We start from the raw sequence: 20,971 nt of genomic DNA on the forward strand, positions 1-20,971 counted from the left end.
GTCTAATTCTTTTTGTTTTCGATACTTCGATCTGTTTCTTCTTGTTTTAATTCAAGTTTTTCGTCAGCTTCGCGTTGTTCTTTTCGTTCTTTTTTAGCTTGAAGCATTGCTTGCCAAAGTTCGCTAAATTGGTTAAACTCTTTAGTAAATATCAAGGCAATTCCACTTACAATGGTTTGACCATCAATTACGTTCTCAAACTCACTTTTTCTAAACCCTTTTAAAATATATCTTCCATCTTCAGTTAATGTATATTCTAAACTTACATTACCAATTAAAGGTGTTGCTCCATCTGTACTGCTACTACCTTGTATGTCCACTTCACTACCAACTCTAACAGTTAATCTATCATTAAATAATTTTTTTTGTGCAGCAATATCTAGCTGTGTTCTGTCTGTTGGTGAATCACCTTGGTAATCGGTGTAACTATTGAGGCCAAAATCAAGTTCTACACCTGAGTTGCCTAATAACTTATTAGAAAAGGTGTTTAATTGATCTGAAACAGCATCGTTTAAATTATCGCGTGCTATGGTTGCAAAACCACCACTACTTCCATCACTACCAGAATCTGGATAGAAACGATTAAGAACTAATAAAGAAAACACTTGACGATTAAGTTCTCCTTCTTGCTGGTTAATCTGTTGTACTCGTCCGTAAACTTGTCCTCCAATAGCGCCTTGGTCGTCCTCCGGCATGTCTAAATTAAATGCAATCTTAGGTTGAAGTAATTCTCCATCAATATTAAGGTATACATTAAAAGGTAATACTTGTTTGTACTTGTTTTTTACAGTAGAAGTTGCATTTGAAAGTTGAGAAGCCATCAGCCCTAAAGCAGATGTTTCTATGTTGTAAATTGCTTGTACATTTAGTTGAGCGTCAAAGGGATCGCCAGACCATGTTATTTTACTTCCGTTTGCTATTAGAAATTTTTTGTTTACCAAATTATAGAGATTTAATTCATAGTGTCCATCTGAAATTTCATAACTTCCGGTTAGCGTAATGCGACCATTTGGATTCATTGTAAAAATAAAATCGCCTTCACCAGACACCTTAAAATTGTCTCCTGTTTCTTCATCAATAACAACAGTTACCGAAGCGTTTTTTCCAATATTAAGCATTGTAGAAATATCAAAACCCTTTATAGTGGCTGTTTGCTCTTCAGTTTGTGTAAGGATAGCATCAGGATTTTCACGGTTTACAAAAACAACAACACCATCGCGTTCCTCTACGCTAGCAACTGCGGATGGCATAATGTAAGTGAAATCAGTATCAGAACCTACAGTAAGTTTTGCATCTAATTTTGGGATTTGCAAATCGCCAGTTAAATTAGCGTCAGCATTAAAAGTAGCTTTGCCATAAAAGGCTTCATTATCATCTTTTGTAGCATTTAGTATTTGAAAATCTTTTGCTTCTACATTTAAATCAAAAGTTGGATTAATTAAATTTTCAGTGCCAATCTCACCAGAAAGTACTAGTGCATTATTGTTTTCATCTTTAATAGTGAAATTAGACATTGATAGTCCATTATTATCAACATTAAGTTTTTCATTCGCCATAGTGAACTTAGAATTAAGTTTGCCAACGTTAAAACCAGCGTTATTAAAAATTATGGAGCCAGTATATTGTGGATCTTCAGTTGTTCCTGTGAGTTTAAATTTACCCGAAAAGCTACCATCAGTATCTTTAATTTCTCCCAATGAAAGCGTATTTAGTGCTTTCATTTTAAACTCATTAATATCAAAATTAAGGTCTAAATTCGCCACAGTATTATTCACGGTGTAATCACCTACAAGATCAAAATCTATATCGCCACCTTTTAAGCCTGCGTTAAAAGCATAGTTGTTTTCACCTAATGAATTTCCATTAATACTCAGAATGCCTAAGTCTGTTTTTAATACTTTGAATTCTTCAATATTAAGATCAGCAATAATTCCGGTTTTTGTAAAAGGATTTTCTAGGATAAAATTCCCTTGTAAATTTCCTGTTGCTAATTCTGCATTGGGACTTAAATAATTAAAAACCTCATTGATATTAAAGTCTTTAAAAGTGATTGCAATATGTTCTTTTGTAATACTGTTTAGTTTGTCCGTAAGCTCTATAGATTGGTTGTCTTTAGTGATTTTGAATGCGTTGAAATCTAAATTTTTATCGGTTATTACAACTTCATTGTTTTGAGGAATAGTCCATTTTTGCTTATTGAGAATTAAGCTATCTGGATCAACAGAAAATACTAAGCGCTCTCGGCTTCCTGATAAGTTAGTATTCACATTCATTAGTTTTTCTCCGTTATGGAAGCCTAAAAAATCTAAATGTAATTCATGATTAGATTGTCTACCTTTTATAATGGTTTTGGGCACATCTAATGGTCCTGCAGATATATTTTTAAACCCAAGATTGAAATTAAAATTATCTATATTAGTGTCCATTGAAAAGGCTAAACTGTCTAATGTATTTCCACTATAATTAATATGAGGAGCTGTAATGTTGGCTGCAAGTTTTCGTTCTTTTTCATTAAAATCTACACTTAGATTTACAGTGTCCAAATCCTTGATGTTTACAAGAAAAACTTCATTGGTTAATGGCGATTCAGATATTTTTCCTTCTAGTTTTAAGTTTACGTAGTTTGAAATGGTATCAGACACTACTTCATCTCTGTAAAAATAACTGAAAATATGTCTTTTTATCGCTGTACTAAAGGCTTGAGGGTTAGCGTTAGATTGTAAGTCTAGATTTATTATTTTATTCCTTACAGTGACGGATGTTGTATCCTTATCTACAAACGCAAAAGCGTCTACATTACCAAGTAAGTAGCTTTTGTTGTCATAAACTACCACACCATTGTCTATGCTTGCATTAGCTTCATAATTTTCGCCATTACCTTTAAAATCTGCTTCAATTTGCATGGCAGTTTTTATATTACGTTTCATTAAGCCAAGCGCTTGTAAATCTGCACCAATGACATTTAAATTTACGTTAGCTTCTGGTTTAACTGAGTCTAAAACCACTAAAGCATCTAAATCAATATTTAGATTTTCATCTTTGTATTTGGATATGATATTCCCAGTTCCATTTTTAATTTTACCGTTTAGATCTAAGTTTTTTATGGCATAATTGTTTAGCTGAAATTCTAAAATGGTAGCCTCAAGATTAGCATTGAGTGTATTTATATCGTTTCCTCGTCCTTCGGATTTTAGGTTTAAACTTAAAGTGCCAAATTGCGGATCATTTAACAATTCATTAATGTGGTAATCTGCAATTGATACGTCTGCATTATATGTAATAATATTTTCGTTTTTTAAGCGAGCATCGATAGTTATATTGCCTTGAGATGAGATGAGTTCTGTTTTGGTTTCAATATTAGTGATGCTACCATTTAGTGTGCCAGTTAATTCAATAGCTTTTGGAACATTAATTCCTAAATCCTTTTCACTTATAAAATTAGCAATATCTGTTCGCGTTGTTACCAACGAAAATTTTGGAATATTAAAATATAAAGAATCCGTATTTGTTATGTTTTGAAGTGAGCCAGAAGTAGTTATTTTTGTTGATTTTCCCCAAATAACTTCAGCCTTATTTAAATCTATAGAGGCCAAAGTGCCGGACGCTTTTAGTTGACCTTTGATTTCTTTTTGGCTTAACGTACTTAAATATGCATTGTCCTTTAACGTTGGTTGAAATTTAAATATGTCTGATAATGACACTTGGTAACTTGGCAAATTAAGATTAACTTTCGTCTTATTTGGCGAGTCTATTAACTGTGACACTGACTCGTAACTTAATGAAGCAAATCCATTGACTATATTGTTATTTAATTGAAAGTTTAAATCATTTAATTCTAAGCTTTGGTCGTTTGCTTTAAGTCTAACGGCCAATTGTTTTAGATTTAAACCTGAAGCTTCATAAAACTTAAATTGTTCTAAGTTTAGGCTGGCACTTTTATCTTTTAGTAAGATGTTTTTAGCTTGAAGCGTTAATTGGGTAAGCGATATAGCATTAGGATTAAGAACATTTTCTTTTGTTTTAGCATTGCCAGCACTGTAACTGATTTTATTTTTTTCAAAATCTATTGCCGAAATGTCCAACTCAATCTGAGGCCAAATAAAAATTGAGTTATTTGTTGTTTTGTCTACTTCTCCTGTATTTTTAATTGGTGCTTCAGTGGTTATTTTAATTTCTGAATTTTTCAGCGAAATTAAGTCTAGTTTAAAATTATTGTCTGCTAAATTTAAATTTGGTGCTTTGGTTGAAAATTCCGAAATATTGACATCAGCAATGATTCCGTTTGCTTGTGATTCGTAATAGGTTATGACATTATTTAAAGCAATATGCTCTGAAGTAAATTTAGGAAGAGGCACATTTGAAGATGTAGTGTCTAAGGCTACAGGCTTTTGAATAAACTTTATATTGGAGTTGTTTATTTCTATAGTCGATGCATCAAAAATCATGTCTTCAACATTAGTAGTATTCATATTGGCAATTAAATGGCCAATCTTAAATCTAGAATCTATACCAGCTACAGCATCGTTAAAAACAATATCTATATTATTAAAGTCTAAATTACCAATGACTAGTTGGAGTGGAGTGGAAGCCTTATCGCTAGCGACGCTTGTAGTATTTGTAGTTGCGAATGCATCAATTAGAAATTGAAAATTATAACCATTTATTGAGTCATGTCTTACAATATTTGCACGTAATCCGTCCCAATTTAAGGCATCAACTCCAATACTTTCACCTTTTATCATTTGCCAAATTGGTATGTTGGCTTCTAACGATTTTGAATAGACCAACGTATCTCCTTTTTTGTCTTCAAGATAAAGTCCGTTGAGTTGAAGATTACCATCAAAAGTGATAAACAGCTTTTTGATCTCAACCTTAGTCCCTGTTTTATTAGAAATATAGTTCGTTGTTTTGTTTACAATAATGTTTTGACCAAAAGAACTTTTAATAAATAAAATTACGAAAACCAAAAAGATAATAATGGTAAGCAATACGCGTAGCGTTCTGCGTAACCAACGATACTTTCGTTTTACTGGAGAATTAGATGCTGTGTTTTCAGGATTATTCAAGGTGCTAAGATAAGTTAGTAAATTAAGAATTATTACTCTTAACGCAACCGTTATTAACCCTTATGAAGTAAAATGAAAAATATATTTATGCAACATTTTTTTCTTTGAGGTCAGAAACCTTAGCATCAACTTTAAATATTGGTTTTAAAAAACGCTCTAGTTGATCGAATTCAATTAAAAAAGCATCATGCCCATGAATAGATTTTATTTCATGAATGTAAACATTCTCTTTTTTACTTTTTAAGTTCACATAGGTGTTCCAGTTTTCTTCAGCTTTAAAGAATAAATCAGAATTTATTGTAATAATGTGAATGTCTGATGAAATCGTAGATGCCACTTCAACGAAGTTCTCATTTCCACTAGAGATATCAATCGTCTTTAATACTTGGTTCATCGTTTTGTAGGCAGATAAATTAAAACGTTTGTTTAGATTATCACCATGATAATTAAGCCAAGATTCTATATTGAATAAAGTATCTGATTTCTTAGTTCGTCCAAATTTTTGAGTTAACGAATCTGGTGTGCGATATAAGGTCATTGCATGCATTCTGGCATCTGCCAAAGGTTGATTGGAGTTGTTTAAAATTGCATCTTGTATATGGCAGTTTGCAATGATCCAATCTGTAGATTTCCAATCTGTAGCTATAGGTATTAAATGTTGAATTAATTTGGGTTTAATAATAGCTAGTTCCCATGCCAATCCACCACCAACTGATCCGCCTATTACGGCAAACAGTTGTTCTATTTTTAATTTTTCTAAGGCTAAAGAGAAAAGTTTGGCGATATCCTTAGCAGTAAAATCTTTGTAATTTTCAATTAGATTTTCAGATTTATTATCATATCCATTTCCAGGAATATTAAATGCTATAATAGTATAAGAATTAGTGCTAATACATTTGTTCTCTCCAATTAAATCGTTCCACCAACCATCTTCTCCAATGACATTAGAGTTCCCAGTGAGTGCATGATTTACTAGTATAATTGGCGCAGAATGTAATGCCATACCAAAAGTTTGGTATGATAAATTAATAGAATGAATCTTACCAGAATTGGTGACAAAATTAGGGATTGATATGTATTGTAATTCTTTCATACTGTTTCTTACGTCTGAAGAAATCTTTTTAATAGTTAAACAGATGCCTTAAAATTAAGACATCTGTTTCATATAGTTTTAGGCTAAATTTTTTAGATAGCTTGTTTCTTTTTTACTGCAGAAAAGGCCTCTTTTAAATCAGCTTTTAAGTCTTCAATATTTTCTATACCTACAGACAAACGAATTAAATCTTTTGTTACACCAGTGGTTTCTTGAGCGTCATCACTTAATTGCTGGTGCGTTGTACTCGCTGGATGAATAATTAATGATTTTGTATCACCAATATTCGCTAATAATGAAAACAACTTAGTGGTATCTGCTATTGTCTTTGCAGCATCATAGCCACCATCTGCACCAAATGTTACGATTCCACTCTGTCCATTTGGTAAGTATTTTTTGGCAAGTGTATTGTATTTGCTAGATTCCAATCCTGGATAATTTACCCATGTGACTTCTGGTTGTTCTTGTAGCCATTTTGCTAACTCTAACGCATTTTCGCTATGCTTTTTTATACGTAATTCTAAAGTTTCTAAACCTTGAATTATTTGAAATGCATTAAATGGGCTTAATGCTCCGCCATAATCACGTAAGCCTTCAATTCTAATTTTGGCAATAAATGCAGCTGCTCCAATAACCTCACTATAAACTAATCCATGATAACCAGCAGAAGGCTCGGTGAATTCTGGGAATTTTCCGTTAGTCCAATCAAAAGTACCAGCATCAATAACCACACCTCCTAATGATGTACCGTTTCCGTTGATATATTTAGTTAGTGAATGAATAACAATATTAGCGCCATGCTCAATTGGGTTTAGTAAGTATGGTGTAGCTACTGTATTATCTACAATTAATGGTACTTTATGTGCTTTTGCTGCTTTAGAAATAGCTTCTATATCTAATACATCTAGTTTAGGGTTTCCTAAAGATTCTACAAAAATTGTTCTTGTATTTTCTTGTACTGCTTTAGCAAAATTTTCAGGGTCTGATGGATCTACAAATGTCGTTGTAATTCCGTGTCTTGGTAATGTTACACTAAGTAAATTATAAGTTCCTCCGTATAAACTGCTAGATGCAACAATATGATCTCCAGCTTTTAATAACGTTAAAAGTGTTGTTGAAATTGCTGCAGTACCAGATGCTGTTGCTACAGCTGCAATTCCACCTTCTAAAGCCGCTAATCGTTGTTCTAAAATATCGTTTGTTGGGTTATTTAACCTTGTGTAAATAAATCCTGGTACAGATAAATTGAATCGTCCGGCAGCATCATCTGAGTCATCGAAGACATATGCTGTAGATTGATAAATAGGAACAGCTCTAGTTCCTCCAGTTTGTTTAGTGTCGTGACCTGCGTGCAACGCTTGTGTTGCAAATTTTTGTGTGCTCATTTTTCTTGTTTTTTGAGATAATAAATAATTAAGTCAAACCAAAAAAAGAAATAATTATTCCATGATTTGGTAACGCAATTTGCTGCGTCAATACTAGAAAAATGTTATAAAGAAAATGCTAATTACAAATGAGTAATTAGGCTTTAGTTATCTATCCGAATTTGCAAAAAATGACTTGCACTTTCAAGTAGAATTTAGCACCTTCATAGTAAGTCTATGGGTTGCTAAGGCTTCAATGGGTCTTTCCCTCCACCTTTCTTGATAACATTTCAGTAAGTGTTTGAACTTTGTGAGCACAAATATTGCAATACAAAACTTAGAATTCCAAATTTATTTGCACTTTTTATATTTTTTTTATGAGATTCAGGTAATTATGATGGGTATTTTGATAAATATTTAGCGTTTATTATTTCACTTACAGGCTTGTTATTAATTTTACTTTCTAACCACGAAATAATGTCTAAATACAAGAATGCTCTGCGTTCAAAGGGATGGTCTTCAAAGGTTTTGAGGGTTTTGTGTAATTCTTTAAAAGCATTTTTAAGATCATGAGGGTAAATATCTTGTAGGCCTCTAATAAACTTTATCATTTCTTTTTGTACTTCATGTAGTTCATTCATTTTTATTAAGAATTTATAGGTGCTTCTCAATAAGGTTTCTAAATGATAGTCTAAACCAGCTTCATAATGAGCGACTAAATTTAATACTCTTGAAAAACAAAGCAAATCCTCGCGCATGGACAGTGTTTTGTTCGAAATAATTTTGTCTAAGTATTTAATACACGTTTTATTGTTGCCAGCTCCAAAGTGCATACTCGCAAACTTGTAATAGAAAATCATTTTGTGATGCGGATCTGTTCTGTCTTTATAAGTTATAAGATCATTTTCAATTTCAGGAATTAAATTAAGACCTTCTTCAAAGCTACCATCTATGAAATGTTGGTTGATAGTGTGAAAATTAGTATATAAAAATATTAATGTAGAAACATTCTCATCTTTATTAAATTTTGTATCATCAACTACGCTTTTAAATTGATCTAATTTTTTTATAAATTTTGGTTTGTTACCGATAAAAAATAGAGATTCTAGTAGATAATTGTTGCCTTTTAAGTAAAAAACAGGATTGTGATTTATCATACTAGGATTTTGATGAAATAAATCAACCCATTTAGAGGCATATTTATAACAATTTAAAAAATCTTGTAATAAAAAACTATACCATAAATAGGCTTTATAGAGCCATAATTTTTCTCTAAACCCAATTTTTTTACCCTTAATATTTGGAAGCCTATCGTTAAAATATTGAGTAACCATTTGGCTTTCCTCTTCATTTTTAACATAGCCTGTTTTTAAAATAATACTATAAAGTTGGAGTGATAAGTTAGATAATTTACTGGCAATTACATTTTGAGAACTTAGTTCTTTGGCTTGTACCGCTAATTCATCTGCACGTGTATTTATACTACGAGTAATGTATTGTGCTTCAATGATTTTTTCGAGTTCTACAATTTCAAACGCTGAATTTTTTTCTTCATTTACTATCGCTAATTCTTTGGCCTTATCCAAAATTTTTAGACTCTGCTTATATAATCCCTTATGATATAATATTGAGGCAAAATCTAATTGCTCTCTAATTTGTAAACGTACGTTTTGATGTGATGGATTTAATTTTAAACTAATTAAAATTTGCTTATACAAATGCGCTTTTACGTTGGCTAACTGTGATTTTTTTACAATGCCACTTTTTAAGATTGAAGCTTCGTTATACGTCTTAGCTTTATCTAAAAGGTTAAATAGTTTTAAGAATTTAGAATCAGAATTTACACCAAGTCGTCCTACGTAAAGTTTAAACTGTCGTTTCTCAGACTTTGTCAAGGATTTTACAAGTGAAAATAAATTATCTTTTTGGTCTTTAGTTATCAATAGAATAAAGGCTTATTGTTCTGTTTTTCAATGCTTTAAAGTACTTAAGTGCTTTTGAACATCGTAAAATCAATTTATCATAATACAAATTAATGAAATTCAAAACATAAATTCGTAAGACAATACTATAAATATATTTTGATATATGTCAAATAACAATATACAAATCTTTGATACAACACTACGCGATGGTGAGCAAGTGCCTGGTTGTAAATTAAACACAGAGCAGAAACTAGTCATAGCAGAGCAATTAGACGAGCTTGGTGTTGATATTATCGAAGCCGGTTTTCCCGTCTCGAGTCCAGGAGATTTTAGATCTGTAGAGGAGATTTCTAAAATCGTAAAAAATGCGACCGTCTGTGGTTTAACTAGATCTGTTCAAAATGATATTAAGGTTGCTGCAGAGGCTTTGAAATACGCAGCTAAACCTAGAATTCATACAGGTATTGGAACTTCAGATTCTCATATAGTTCATAAATTTAAGACAACACAAGAAGATATTTTAGAGCGTGCATTTGCGGCTGTAAAATATGCAAAGTCATTTGTAGAGGATGTTGAGTTCTATGCTGAAGATGCAGGTAGAACAGATAATGAGTATTTGGCTAGAGTATGCGAAGCTGCAATAAAGGCTGGCGCAACAGTTCTAAATATTCCAGACACAACAGGTTACTGTTTGCCTAGTGAATATGGTGCAAAAATTAAATACCTTAAAGAAAATGTAAAAGGAATTGAAAAAGCCATATTATCTTGTCATTGTCATAACGACTTAGGTTTAGCAACGGCTAATTCTATAGAAGGGGTTATTAATGGCGCGAGACAGATTGAGTGTACAATCAATGGAATAGGAGAACGTGCTGGTAATACAGCTTTAGAAGAAGTTGTTATGGTGTTAAAACAACATCCTTACCTTAATTTAGATACCAATATTAATACCTCAATGCTTTATGGAATGAGCCAATTGGTTAGTGATAGTATGGGAATATATACGCAGCCAAATAAAGCGATTGTAGGATCAAATGCATTTGCGCATAGCTCAGGTATTCACCAAGATGGTGTTATAAAAAACCGTGAAACTTACGAAATTATAGACCCAAAAGATGTTGGGGTAACAGAGTCTGCAATTGTTTTAACAGCAAGAAGTGGAAGAGCAGCTTTGGCATATAGAGCTAAAAATGTAGGATACGAATTAACAAAACTTCAGTTAGACGAAGTGTACGCAGATTTTTTGAGTTTTGCCGATAAAAAGAAAGAAATTAATGATAATGATATTCATCAAATCATTGAGAAAAGTAAAGTTTATCAACAAATAATTTCAGCTTAAATGTCAAAAAAAACATTATTCGATAAAGTTTGGGATGCACACGTCGTAGATTCTATAGAAAACGGTCCACAAATTCTATATATTGATAAACACTTAATACATGAGGTTACAAGTCCGCAAGCTTTTAATGAATTAGAAGATCGTGGAATTCCTGTATATAGACCAAATCAAATTGTAGCTACGGCAGATCATAATACACCAACATTAAATCAAGATCAACCCATAAAAGATGATTTATCTAGACAACAGCTAGAACAGTTGTCTATAAATTGTAAAAAAAACGATATTACATTATATGAGTTAGGACATCAATATAATGGAATTGTCCATGTAATGGCTCCAGAGTTGGGCGTGACACAACCAGGCATGACCATGGTCTGTGGAGATAGTCACACTTCAACACATGGTGCCTTTGGTACTATTGCTTTTGGTATAGGAACAAGCCAGGTCGCGCAAGTCTTTGCGAGTCAGTGTTTGCTACTTAAAAAGCCTAAGAGTTTAAGAGTATCGGTAAATGGCAAATTAAAGAATGGCGTCTTACCAAAAGATGTCATTCTTTTTATTATTTCAAAATTAGGAACAAATTCTGGTACAGGTTATTTTTGTGAATATGCAGGAAATGTTTTTGAAGAGATGAGTATGGAAGGTCGTATGACTGTCTGTAATATGAGTATTGAAATGGGAGCGCGTGGTGGAATGATAGCACCAGATCAAACTACTTTTGATTACGTGAAAGGACGAAAATTCGCTCCAGAAGGAGAAGATTTTGAAAAGAAAGTTGCTTATTGGAAAACTTTGCCAACAGATGATGGTGCTAAGTTTGATTTGGAATACAGTTTTAATGCTGAAGATATAGAACCAATGATTACTTATGGAACAAATCCAGGAATGGGAATTAAAATTTCTGAAAATATTCCTGTCGATGAAAACCCGTCATTTAAAAAGTCATTGGCTTACATGGATTTTGAAGCTGGTGAAAGTCTAATCAATAAGCCTATAAACTATGTATTTATAGGGAGTTGTACTAATTCTAGGATAGAAGATTTTAGAGTTGCAGCAAATTATATAAAAGGTAAGAAAAAAGCGGATAATGTTACGGCTTGGTTAGTTCCAGGTAGTAAACAAGTTGAAGCTCAGATAATAGAAGAAGGATTAAAAACAGTATTTGAAGAAGCAGGTTTTGAGTTACGTCAACCAGGATGTTCAGCATGTTTGGCAATGAATGACGATAAAATTCCACAAGGAGAATATTGTGTCTCAACGTCTAATAGAAATTTTGAAGGACGACAAGGGCAAGGTTCAAGAACTATTTTAGCTAGTCCGCTAGTTGCAGCAGCAACTGCTGTAGAGGGTAAGATTATTGACATTTCAAAACAATTAAATTAATGGAAAAATTTATAACATTGCAGTCTAAAGCCATTCCATTAAATATTGAGAATGTAGATACAGACCAGATAATACCTGCACGTTTCTTAAAAGCAACCGATAGAAAAGGATTTGGTGATAATGTATTTAGAGATTGGAGATACCATAAAGATGGAACTGTAAATGCCGGTTTTGTATTAAATGATTCCAAATATTCTGGCAGTATTTTAGTGGCTGGAGATAATTTTGGATGCGGATCGAGTAGGGAGCATGCTGCTTGGGCTATTACAGATTATGGGTTTAAAGTTGTAGTATCTAGTTTCTTTGCAGATATTTTTAAAGGTAATGCTTTAAATAATGGGCTCTTACCAATACAAGTTTCTAAAGCCTTTTTGAGTGACTTATTGCAACAAATTGAGTCAAACCCACAGACGGTTTTAACGGTTAATCTAGAAAATCAAACTATTTCAGTCAATGAATCCGATTTATCTGAAGATTTTGAAATAGATGCTTATAAAAAAACATGCTTAATCAATGGTTATGATGATATTGATTATTTATTAAGTAAAAAAACAGAAATTGAAGCTTTTGAAAAACAAAGTGTGTAAATTAGAACAGTAAAAAAATCAGAATAAGTTTCCCGAAATTTCGGATATAAAAGAAGATTTAATGAAATTAAATATAGCAGTTTTACCAGGAGACGGTATTGGGCCAGAAGTTACAAAGCAGGCAATTAAAGCATTGACAGCTATTGCTTCAGAATTTAATCATAATTTTAAATTTACAACTGCAGATGTAGGAGCAATTGCTATTGATAAGCATGGTGCTGCATTACCAGATGATACGTTAGAATTATGTAAAAAGAGTGATGCCATTTTGTTTGGAGCCATAGGAGATCCGAAGTACGATAATGATCCTTCTGCTCCTGTTAGGCCAGAGCAAGGTTTGCTTAAACTTAGAAAAGAAATGGGATTATATGCTAACATTAGACCAGTTAAAGCGTATAAGACCTTGTTAGATAAGTCGCCATTAAAAAAGAATATTATTGATGGTACCGATATTTGTATTTATAGAGAATTAACTAGTGGTATTTATTTCGGTGAAAAAGCATTGTCTGAAGATGGTAATTATGCTTCAGATTTGTGTGCGTATACTCGAGAAGAAATTGAACGAATTGCTCACTTGGCTTTTGCGGCTGCACAGCATAGAGAGAATAAAGTTACTTTAGTGGATAAAGCTAATGTGCTAGAATCTTCAAGACTTTGGAGAAAGGTTGTAAAAGAAGTTGCAGAAGATTACCCAGATGTTGCATTAGACTTTTTGTTTGTAGATAATGCGGCAATGCAAATGATTTTAAACCCAAAACAGTTTGATGTGATTTTAACTGAAAATATGTTTGGCGACATCATCAGTGATGAGGCAAGTGTAATTGGTGGTTCTATTGGTTTGTTAGCTTCGGCGTCAGTTGGAGACAAATATGCAATGTTTGAGCCTATTCATGGTTCTTATCCTCAAGCCACTAATAAAGGTATAGCAAACCCAATTGCTTCTATATTATCTGCAGCAATGTTACTGAGCCATTTTGGATTGCATAATGAAGCTGAGTTAATTAAGTTGGCTGTAGAGAAATCTTTAAAATTAAATATTACAACTCCAGATATAAACGCTGTGATTGATACCGTTACAACAACCAATGTTGGAGATTTTATTGAGGACTTTATTTTTAATCCAAAAGACACCAATTTAAACTTCAAAAATATTCACTTAGGGCAATCCACAATAATATAAATATACATGTCAAAACAACCAAAGTTAACACGCTTTAATCAGAATGTACTGTCAAAATATCAGATATACAATAGTATATTTATGACACTTCCTTTTGACACTATAACAAAAACAGGAGCGCTTTTGCCTTTGTTTCATGAGACTTGTAAAAAAGGTTTTGCGAATCAAGATGATCCTACAACTATAGTTGATACTTTTTTTAAAAAGTACCAAGGAAGACGTTCGTCTGAGAGTCAAATAAATTTGCTTTTTAGATTTATTCAATACATAGAAAGACAAGTTGTATTGTTTGATGCCATTGAGGATGCTGCATTTCCTGTTGTAAATAACATGGATGGAATAGGAACTCTAAGAAGTTTAAAAGAGACTGTTAGTGCAGGTAATAAAATGGAGTTGCTTCGTCAGTATTTAGAAGAATTTAAAGTTAGAATTGTTTTAACTGCCCATCCAACTCAATTTTATCCAGGATCCGTTTTAGGTATTATTACAGATTTAACTGAAGCTATTCGAGATAATGATTTGCTTAAAATTAATGATTTGTTAGCTCAATTGGGTAAAACACCATTTTATAAACATGCAAAGCCTTCTCCGTTTGATGAAGCGGTAAGTTTAATTTGGTATTTAGAAAACGTATTTTATAAATCGTTTGGAAGTATATATGATTATATACAACAAAATATTTTTGACGGAGAACATGTAGAGAATGATATTATAAATATTGGTTTTTGGCCAGGAGGTGATAGAGATGGGAATCCATTCGTTACACCTGAAATAACATTAAAAGTTGCCGGTAGATTAAGACTATCTATTATTAAAAACTATTACAGAAATGTAAGACAGCTAAAACGGAAGTTAACTTTTGAAGGAGTTGAAGATAGAATGGCGCATTTAGAGCGTGAGTTGTATAACATTATAACTAATGAAAAATCAGATTTAACCTTAGAGTTTTTTGTTTCAGAATTAAAAGCTGTAAGACAAACCATTGTAGATAAGCATCAATCTCTTTATTTTGATGAAATCAATAGTCTTATTAATAAAACACACTTATTTGGATTTCACTTTGCTAATTTAGATATAAGACAAGATAGTAGAAAACACGCTAAGTTCTTTAATGATATGGTTAATGCATTGATAGAAAATGGAAGCGATATTTTTCCGAAAGACTATCATGATTTACCTGAGCAAGAACAGATTAAGATATTGTCCACGGTTAAAGGTTCAGTTGATTTGTCATTGATAGAGGATGAAGAATCTTTGAAGGCTTTAAAGACAATGCAGGTTATAAAGACGATACAAGATACTAATGGTGAGCAAGCGGCTAATCGTTATATAATAAGTAATAATCAAACAACTTTGCATGTAATGCAGTTGTTTGCGATGCTTAAGTTAGTTGCGTTTCATGATAAACTAACTGTAGATATTGGACCATTATTTGAAACAATTACAGACTTAGAAAACGCACCTAAGGTAATGGAGGAGTTATACACAAATCCAGATTATGCTGCACACTTAAAATCGAGAGGCAACAATCAAACAATTATGTTAGGTTTTAGTGATGGTACCAAAGATGGTGGTTATTTAATGGCAAACTGGGCAATATATAAAGCAAAAGAAAACTTAACTAGAGTTTCTAGAAAACATGGAATAAAGGTTGTCTTTTTTGATGGTCGTGGTGGACCACCAGCTAGAGGTGGTGGAAAAACACATAATTTTTATGCGTCGTTAGGTCCAACTATCGAAGATAAGGAGGTGCAGTTAACTATTCAAGGCCAGACAATTAGTTCTAATTTTGGAACTTTAGAGTCGTCTCAATATAATTTAGAGCAATTAATTAGTTCTGGAATAGGGAACAGGTTAACTGATACGGATTTAAGTATGGAGCCAGAAAATAGAGATGTAATGACTGACTTGTCAGAACGCAGTTATAAGGCGTATTCAGCATTTAAAGCACATCCTAAATTTATTTCGTATTTGGAGCATATGAGTACTTTAAAATACTATGCAAAAACGAATATTGGAAGTCGACCATCTAAACGAGGTAAGGCAGAAGGTTTAGTGTTTGAAGATTTAAGGGCAATTCCGTTTGTAGGTTCTTGGAGTCAATTAAAGCAAAATGTACCAGGATTTTTTGGTGTAGGGACAGCATTAAAACATTATGAGGATAATAATGAATTTGAAAAAGTCCAACACTTGTTTAAGACATCTAGTTTTTTCAAGACATTAATAGAAAACAGTATGATGTCCTTGTCTAAATCCTTTTTTGATTTAACGCGTTATATGTCAGAAGATAAAGAATATGGAGAATTCTGGAATCTTATTTATCAAGAATACGAAACATCGAAGCGACTTATACTTAAGTTAACAGGTTTTACTGAGCTGATGCAAGAAGAACCTTCTGGTAAGGCGTCAATTGCTGTGAGGGAATCTATTGTTTTGCCATTATTAACTATTCAGCAATATGCATTAAAGAAAATTCAAGAACTTGAAAAGGCTGAAGTAAGGGATGAAGAACAGATTAAAATTTTCGCTAATATGGTAACGCGATCATTATTTGGTAATATTAATGCTAGTCGTAATTCTGCGTAATGTAATATTATAAAAGTGTAAAGCCTGCAATGTTATACGTTGCAGGCTTTTTTTTATTATTAAAAAACCCTCGTAGTTAACATTACGAGGGTTTTTTCTAACGAACTAATTGTTCAATTAATCAATTAATGTTCGTTTAATCTAAAATCTGGATAAGCATCCATACCATGTTCATGTGCATCTAGGCCTTCTAGCTCTTCTCGTTCTGATACTCTTATGCCTACGGCCTTTTTCAAAGTAAATATAATTAAGAAAGAAGAAACAAGACAGATACCAGCGTAGCATCCTACTCCGATTAATTGAGTTAAAAATGAATGATCTGGGTTTGTAGAAAAGATTCCAACAGCAAGTGTGCCCCAAATACCACATGCTAAATGTACGGCAATTGCTCCCACAGGGTCGTCTAATCTTAATTTGTCAACTAACGCTACGGCGAAAACGATAATTACTCCTGCAATGGCTCCAATAATAATTGCGCTTTCAGGAGACATAACGTCAGCTCCAGCAGTTATTCCTACTAATCCACCCAAAATTCCATTTAAGAACATGGTTAAATCTAAGTTCTTATACTTTAAAAATGAAACTGTAGCAGCAACAACTCCTCCAGAGGCAGCTGCCAAACATGTAGTAACTAAAACTAGTGAAGTTAGCGCTGGGTCAGCAGATAAAACTGAACCGCCATTAAATCCAAACCAGCCAAGCCAAAGTATTAAGACGCCTGCAGTTGCTAAAGGTATGTTGTGTCCTGGAATTGCTTGAGGTTTTCCATCTTTAAATTTGCCAATTCTAGATCCTAATAAATAAACAGCAACTAAAGCTGCCCATCCTCCAACAGAATGAACTAAAGTCGATCCAGCAAAATCGTAGAAACCTAATTTATCTAAAAATCCGCCACCCCATTTCCATGAGCCAGCAATTGGGTAAATCAGTCCAACATAAATCACAGTGAAAATCATAAAAGGTCCAATTTTCATTCGTTCAGCCACAGCACCTGAAACAATAGTTGCTGCAGTTGCAGCAAACATTCCTTGAAACAAGAAGTCTGTGTACCATGTATAGCCTCCATCAGCATATAAACTTCCATCAGCAGTAGTAAATGAATTTTGCATATCTCCTAAGTCAATTCCAAATCCAGCAAAATCTAAAATTCCTGAAGATCCATCAGCAAACCCTGGATACATAAGATTAAATCCTCCAATGTAGTAAAGCAATAAGCCTACCGTGATAATAAATATATTTTTAAATAAGATGTTTATTGTGTTTTTCTGTCTAGTCAGTCCGATTTCTAAAAATGCAAATCCTAAGTGCATAAAGAAGACTAAAGCTGTACAGATCATCATCCATACATTATTTGTAGTTAATAATTCCATGTTTTTTTATTTTAAAGTTTGTCCTCCTTTTTCACCAGTTCTTATTCTATAAACTTCATCAACGTGAGAGACGAAGATTTTACCATCTCCAACATCACCAGTAGAGGCAGCTTCAAGTATGGCTTTGATTGTAACCTCTTCAAAGTCGTCATTAACAACTATTGATAAGTATCGTCTTTGAATATCACTAGTGCTATAAGAAACACCTCTGTAAACATGGCCTTCTTTTTCGTTTCCAAGACCTGTAACGTCCCAATACGAAAAGAAGTTTACGCCTACTTCGTGCAGTGCGTCTTTTACTTTAGAAAATTTTGACTTTCTAATAATGGCTTCAACTTTTTTCATGAAAAAAAATTATTTAGTTAGTTAAGAGACAAATTTATATAAAGTTTATGCGCACCCTTACCAAATTTGGGGTTTGGGCTAAATTTTTATGAATATTTTATTTTATACCCCCTTTTATTTACTTTCTTTTAGTTTTTTCAACGTTCTTTTTGGGTGAAGGTGTTATTTAAACAGAGAAAACCTTCAAAGTGCAATACTTTGAAGGTTTTTAAATCTAATCTTTAATCGAATTATTTAAATCAACACTATATTTAAAGATTGTAATTATCTTTCTCTTTTTCCTGGGTAAGCAATTTCCCCATGTTCAGAAAGGTCAAGACCAACTGTTTCTTCTTCTTTTGTAACTCGAAGCCCCATTGTAGATTTCAAGATTTTAAGAACAATAAATGATAAAACTACAGACCAAACAGCGTAGGCTAAAACGCCTATAGCTTGTGTTCCAAGTTGTGCAAATCCACCACCATTAAATAAGCCTATTCCTTCATCACCGTTTATTCCCCAAAGACCGATTACTAATGTTCCCCAGGCTCCTGCAACACCATGTACAGATGCTGCGCCAATAGCGTCATCAATTTTTAATTTCTTTTCAATGAATTCTATTGAGAATACCACAATTACACCACCAATAAGACCTGCGAAAACAGCTCCGACTGCAGACATGTTTCCACATCCTGCTGTAATACTTACTAAACCGGCAAGGGCACCGTTTAAAGTTTGTGGTAGATTTGGTTTACCGTACCATATCCATGTTGTGATTAATGCGCCAAGACCACCTGCAGCAGCTGCTAGGTTTGTTACAAGTACAACATTAGAAGCGCCAATAGCGTCAGCACCACCCCAAGCTAATTGAGATCCACCATTAAAACCAAACCATCCTAACCAAAGGATAAATACACCTAAAGTAGCTAATATTTGGTTGTGTCCTGGTATAGACATTACTTTTCCATCAACAAATTTTCCAATTCTTGGTCCCACCATGTAAGCAGCAACCAAAGCAGCCCATCCTCCTACAGAGTGAACAATTGAAGATCCTGCAAAATCAATGAAGCCTAAGTTGGTTAACCAACCAGACCCTTGCCATTGCCATCCACCAGCTATTGGGTAAATAAGAGCAGTCATTATAATTGAGAAGATAGCGTAAGTTGAATACTTAGTTCGTCCTGCAATTGCTCCAGAAACAATTGTTGCTGCAGTAGCTGCAAACATTGTTTGGAATAATAAATCAGCACCTTCACCTTGCATTAAACCACTCCAGAAAAACCATCCATTAGAAGTATCTCCATACATTAAAGAATATCCTACTAGCCAATATGTTAGTGATCCAACACAAATGTCTAATAAGTTTTTCATTGCAATGTTGGCTGCGTTTTTAGAACGCGTCATTCCTGTTTCTACAAGAGTAAAACCAGCTTGCATAAAGAATACAAGGATTGCTGATATTAGCATCCATAGCATTCCCATGTCGCCATTAATCGCGGCAACAGCAGCTTCAACTTCAGTAGGTTCTGCAGCATCTTGTACTGCAATAAGACTTGGGAGAATCGTTAAAATATTAGGTATCATAATCGTTAGTGTTAGTTAATATTGTTGGTTAAAACGTGTAGATTGCAGCTAAAGTAAAAGCAGCTAAACTACTTGCATCTTCACCATCTGCATCAAAAAATCTATCGTCCCAATTGCTCCAAGAATCTAATCTGATTTCTGGCTTAATAATCAAATTGCTTTCTACGGTATAACTTCCTGTTAGAGTAGTAGCAAATACACTTGGTAAATCATCTATGTCTTTATCGTGGTAGCCAAAATACTCCCCTCTTAATCCAATGCTGAATTCGTCAGATGTAGCAAATTGTGGGTATAATGCAGCTCCATAAAAACCGCTACCGTCATTATCGTTATACGCAGCGTTGATTCCTAAGAAAAAATCGTCAGAAAGATCAAATCCACCAGTATAGTCAATCTCAAAACCTAATCCGTCGTTATTTCCACTGTCGTAATATAAGTTTAAATATTGTCCAGAATATCCTAATTGAGCTCCAAATGAATACTCTCCAGTTGTAGATGTATTGTTAGTGTCCCAAGGATTCATCACAGCCAGCATTAAGCTAAAATCTTCTGATATCGCAAAATCAGCTTTTAAACCTAAATGTGAGAATGGTCCATGAGAAAATAAATAGGAAGTGCTGTAGTTAAAGTTCGCTGCAGGAGCAATTACTTCGTACCCTAAGAATGTATTAAAACGACCCATTGTTAATGTTGTGCTTTCTGAGACATTCCAATAAGCATAAGCTTGATTAACGATTCCGTCAACAATATCATCGCTAAAAGTTGCGCCTGCACCTCTTGGTCCAACAACTAAATCAAGTACAGCACCTACTTTACCACTTTCGTAACTAGCAATTAAGTTACCCATACCTAAAGCGAATCCAGTTTGATCAGCAAAAGCAGTTCCATATGACTGCCCAGAATCATCAGATGTTGTTAGGTAAGTTTGATAATAAGCATCCACACTTCCACTAAGTGTAAAAGATTTTGTTTCCTCTACGGCCTCAGTTTCCTGTGCTGTTAATACTACTGACATAAATAGTAGTGTTAATGTGAAGATTTTTTTCATAATTATAATATATTTAAAATAGTTAGTTCGGGTCAAATCTATATAAACTTTACATACACCCTATTTAAAAAAGGGGTAAAAACTGAATTTTTATGAATTTGTAATTTTATACCCTATAA

13 protein-coding genes and 1 riboswitch are annotated in these 20,971 nt (G+C 33.3%); of the genes, 5 read left to right on the forward strand and 8 right to left on the reverse strand.

Annotation, left to right across the window (positions count from 1 at the left end; genetic code table 11):
- Positions 1-2: 2 nt before the first annotated feature.
- The 4 genes from ACJBCC_RS05940 to ACJBCC_RS05955 form a co-directional block, all read right to left on the reverse strand.
- Entirely contained in the window at positions 3-5,066 is a 5,064-nt protein-coding gene (locus tag ACJBCC_RS05940; protein WP_407556660.1) for a translocation/assembly module TamB domain-containing protein, read from the reverse strand.
- Positions 5,067-5,151: 85 nt separating this feature from the next.
- Positions 5,152-6,159 carry an alpha/beta fold hydrolase gene (locus ACJBCC_RS05945; RefSeq protein WP_299102051.1) on the reverse strand — a complete coding sequence of 336 codons (1,008 nt, stop codon included), beginning with the start codon at positions 6,157-6,159 and terminating at the stop codon, positions 5,152-5,154.
- A gap of 92 nt (positions 6,160-6,251) precedes the next feature.
- Positions 6,252-7,544, reverse strand: a complete 1,293-nt coding sequence (locus tag ACJBCC_RS05950; RefSeq protein WP_407556661.1) for an O-acetylhomoserine aminocarboxypropyltransferase/cysteine synthase family protein — start codon at positions 7,542-7,544, stop codon at positions 6,252-6,254.
- Between the two features lie 144 nt (positions 7,545-7,688).
- Positions 7,689-7,812, reverse strand: a riboswitch (SAM riboswitch).
- Between the two features lie 103 nt (positions 7,813-7,915).
- Entirely contained in the window at positions 7,916-9,463 is a 1,548-nt protein-coding gene (locus ACJBCC_RS05955) for a hypothetical protein (RefSeq protein WP_299102188.1), read from the reverse strand.
- 148 nt (positions 9,464-9,611) lie between these two features.
- Between ACJBCC_RS05955 and ACJBCC_RS05960 the strand changes: the two genes are divergently transcribed.
- The 5 genes from ACJBCC_RS05960 to ACJBCC_RS05980 all read left to right on the forward strand — a co-directional run bounded on the left by ACJBCC_RS05960 (position 9,612) and on the right by ACJBCC_RS05980 (position 16,526).
- Positions 9,612-10,787 carry a 2-isopropylmalate synthase gene (locus tag ACJBCC_RS05960; RefSeq protein WP_299102047.1) on the forward strand — a complete coding sequence of 392 codons (1,176 nt, stop codon included), beginning with the start codon at positions 9,612-9,614 and terminating at the stop codon, positions 10,785-10,787.
- Positions 10,788-12,173, forward strand: a complete 1,386-nt coding sequence (gene leuC / locus ACJBCC_RS05965; protein WP_299102045.1) for a 3-isopropylmalate dehydratase large subunit — start codon at positions 10,788-10,790, stop codon at positions 12,171-12,173.
- Positions 12,173-12,760 carry a 3-isopropylmalate dehydratase small subunit gene (gene leuD / locus ACJBCC_RS05970; protein ID WP_407556663.1) on the forward strand — a complete coding sequence of 196 codons (588 nt, stop codon included), beginning with the start codon at positions 12,173-12,175 and terminating at the stop codon, positions 12,758-12,760. Before leuC ends, leuD begins: the two co-directional genes overlap by 1 nt.
- Positions 12,761-12,821: 61 nt before the next feature.
- Positions 12,822-13,940 (forward strand): 3-isopropylmalate dehydrogenase, encoded by a 1,119-nt coding sequence (gene leuB / locus ACJBCC_RS05975; protein ID WP_299102041.1) that lies wholly within the window; start codon positions 12,822-12,824, stop codon positions 13,938-13,940.
- A 6-nt stretch (positions 13,941-13,946) separates the two neighbouring features.
- Complete coding sequence (locus ACJBCC_RS05980) at positions 13,947-16,526, forward strand: phosphoenolpyruvate carboxylase (protein ID WP_299102039.1); 2,580 nt, start codon at positions 13,947-13,949, stop codon at positions 16,524-16,526.
- A gap of 125 nt (positions 16,527-16,651) precedes the next feature.
- Here the strand turns inward: ACJBCC_RS05980 and ACJBCC_RS05985 are convergent, their stop codons facing one another.
- The 4 genes from ACJBCC_RS05985 to ACJBCC_RS06000 form a co-directional block, all read right to left on the reverse strand.
- A complete protein-coding gene (locus ACJBCC_RS05985; RefSeq protein WP_407556664.1) occupies positions 16,652-17,896 on the reverse strand; it encodes an ammonium transporter in 1,245 nt (414 codons plus the stop codon).
- A 6-nt stretch (positions 17,897-17,902) separates the two neighbouring features.
- Positions 17,903-18,241, reverse strand: a complete 339-nt coding sequence (locus ACJBCC_RS05990; RefSeq protein ID WP_299102034.1) for a P-II family nitrogen regulator — start codon at positions 18,239-18,241, stop codon at positions 17,903-17,905.
- A 264-nt stretch (positions 18,242-18,505) separates the two neighbouring features.
- Positions 18,506-19,804, reverse strand: coding sequence for an ammonium transporter (locus ACJBCC_RS05995; protein WP_299102031.1), 1,299 nt, complete (start codon positions 19,802-19,804; stop codon positions 18,506-18,508).
- 28 nt (positions 19,805-19,832) lie between these two features.
- Positions 19,833-20,852 (reverse strand): outer membrane beta-barrel protein, encoded by a 1,020-nt coding sequence (locus tag ACJBCC_RS06000; protein ID WP_299102029.1) that lies wholly within the window; start codon positions 20,850-20,852, stop codon positions 19,833-19,835.
- Positions 20,853-20,971 lie beyond the last annotated feature (119 nt).

Source organism: Winogradskyella sp. 4-2091, assembly GCF_045765065.1.
In the GTDB taxonomy this organism is placed as follows: domain Bacteria; phylum Bacteroidota; class Bacteroidia; order Flavobacteriales; family Flavobacteriaceae; genus Winogradskyella.

Bases quoted from the DNA above. Each gene is read 5' to 3' on its own strand.
- ACJBCC_RS05945 (WP_299102051.1), bottom strand. From the start codon at position 6,159: ATGAAAGAATTACAATACATATCAATCCCTAATTTTGTCACCAATTCT.
- ACJBCC_RS05950 (WP_407556661.1), bottom strand. From the start codon at position 7,544: ATGAGCACACAAAAATTTGCAACACAAGCGTTGCACGCAGGTCACGAC.
- ACJBCC_RS05960 (WP_299102047.1), top strand. From the start codon at position 9,612: ATGTCAAATAACAATATACAAATCTTTGATACAACACTACGCGATGGT.
- leuC (WP_299102045.1), top strand. From the start codon at position 10,788: ATGTCAAAAAAAACATTATTCGATAAAGTTTGGGATGCACACGTCGTA.
- leuD (WP_407556663.1), top strand. From the start codon at position 12,173: ATGGAAAAATTTATAACATTGCAGTCTAAAGCCATTCCATTAAATATT.
- leuB (WP_299102041.1), top strand. From the start codon at position 12,822: ATGAAATTAAATATAGCAGTTTTACCAGGAGACGGTATTGGGCCAGAA.
- ACJBCC_RS05980 (WP_299102039.1), top strand. From the start codon at position 13,947: ATGTCAAAACAACCAAAGTTAACACGCTTTAATCAGAATGTACTGTCA.
- ACJBCC_RS05985 (WP_407556664.1), bottom strand. From the start codon at position 17,896: ATGGAATTATTAACTACAAATAATGTATGGATGATGATCTGTACAGCT.
- ACJBCC_RS05990 (WP_299102034.1), bottom strand. From the start codon at position 18,241: ATGAAAAAAGTTGAAGCCATTATTAGAAAGTCAAAATTTTCTAAAGTA.
- ACJBCC_RS05995 (WP_299102031.1), bottom strand. From the start codon at position 19,804: ATGATACCTAATATTTTAACGATTCTCCCAAGTCTTATTGCAGTACAA.
- ACJBCC_RS06000 (WP_299102029.1), bottom strand. From the start codon at position 20,852: ATGAAAAAAATCTTCACATTAACACTACTATTTATGTCAGTAGTATTA.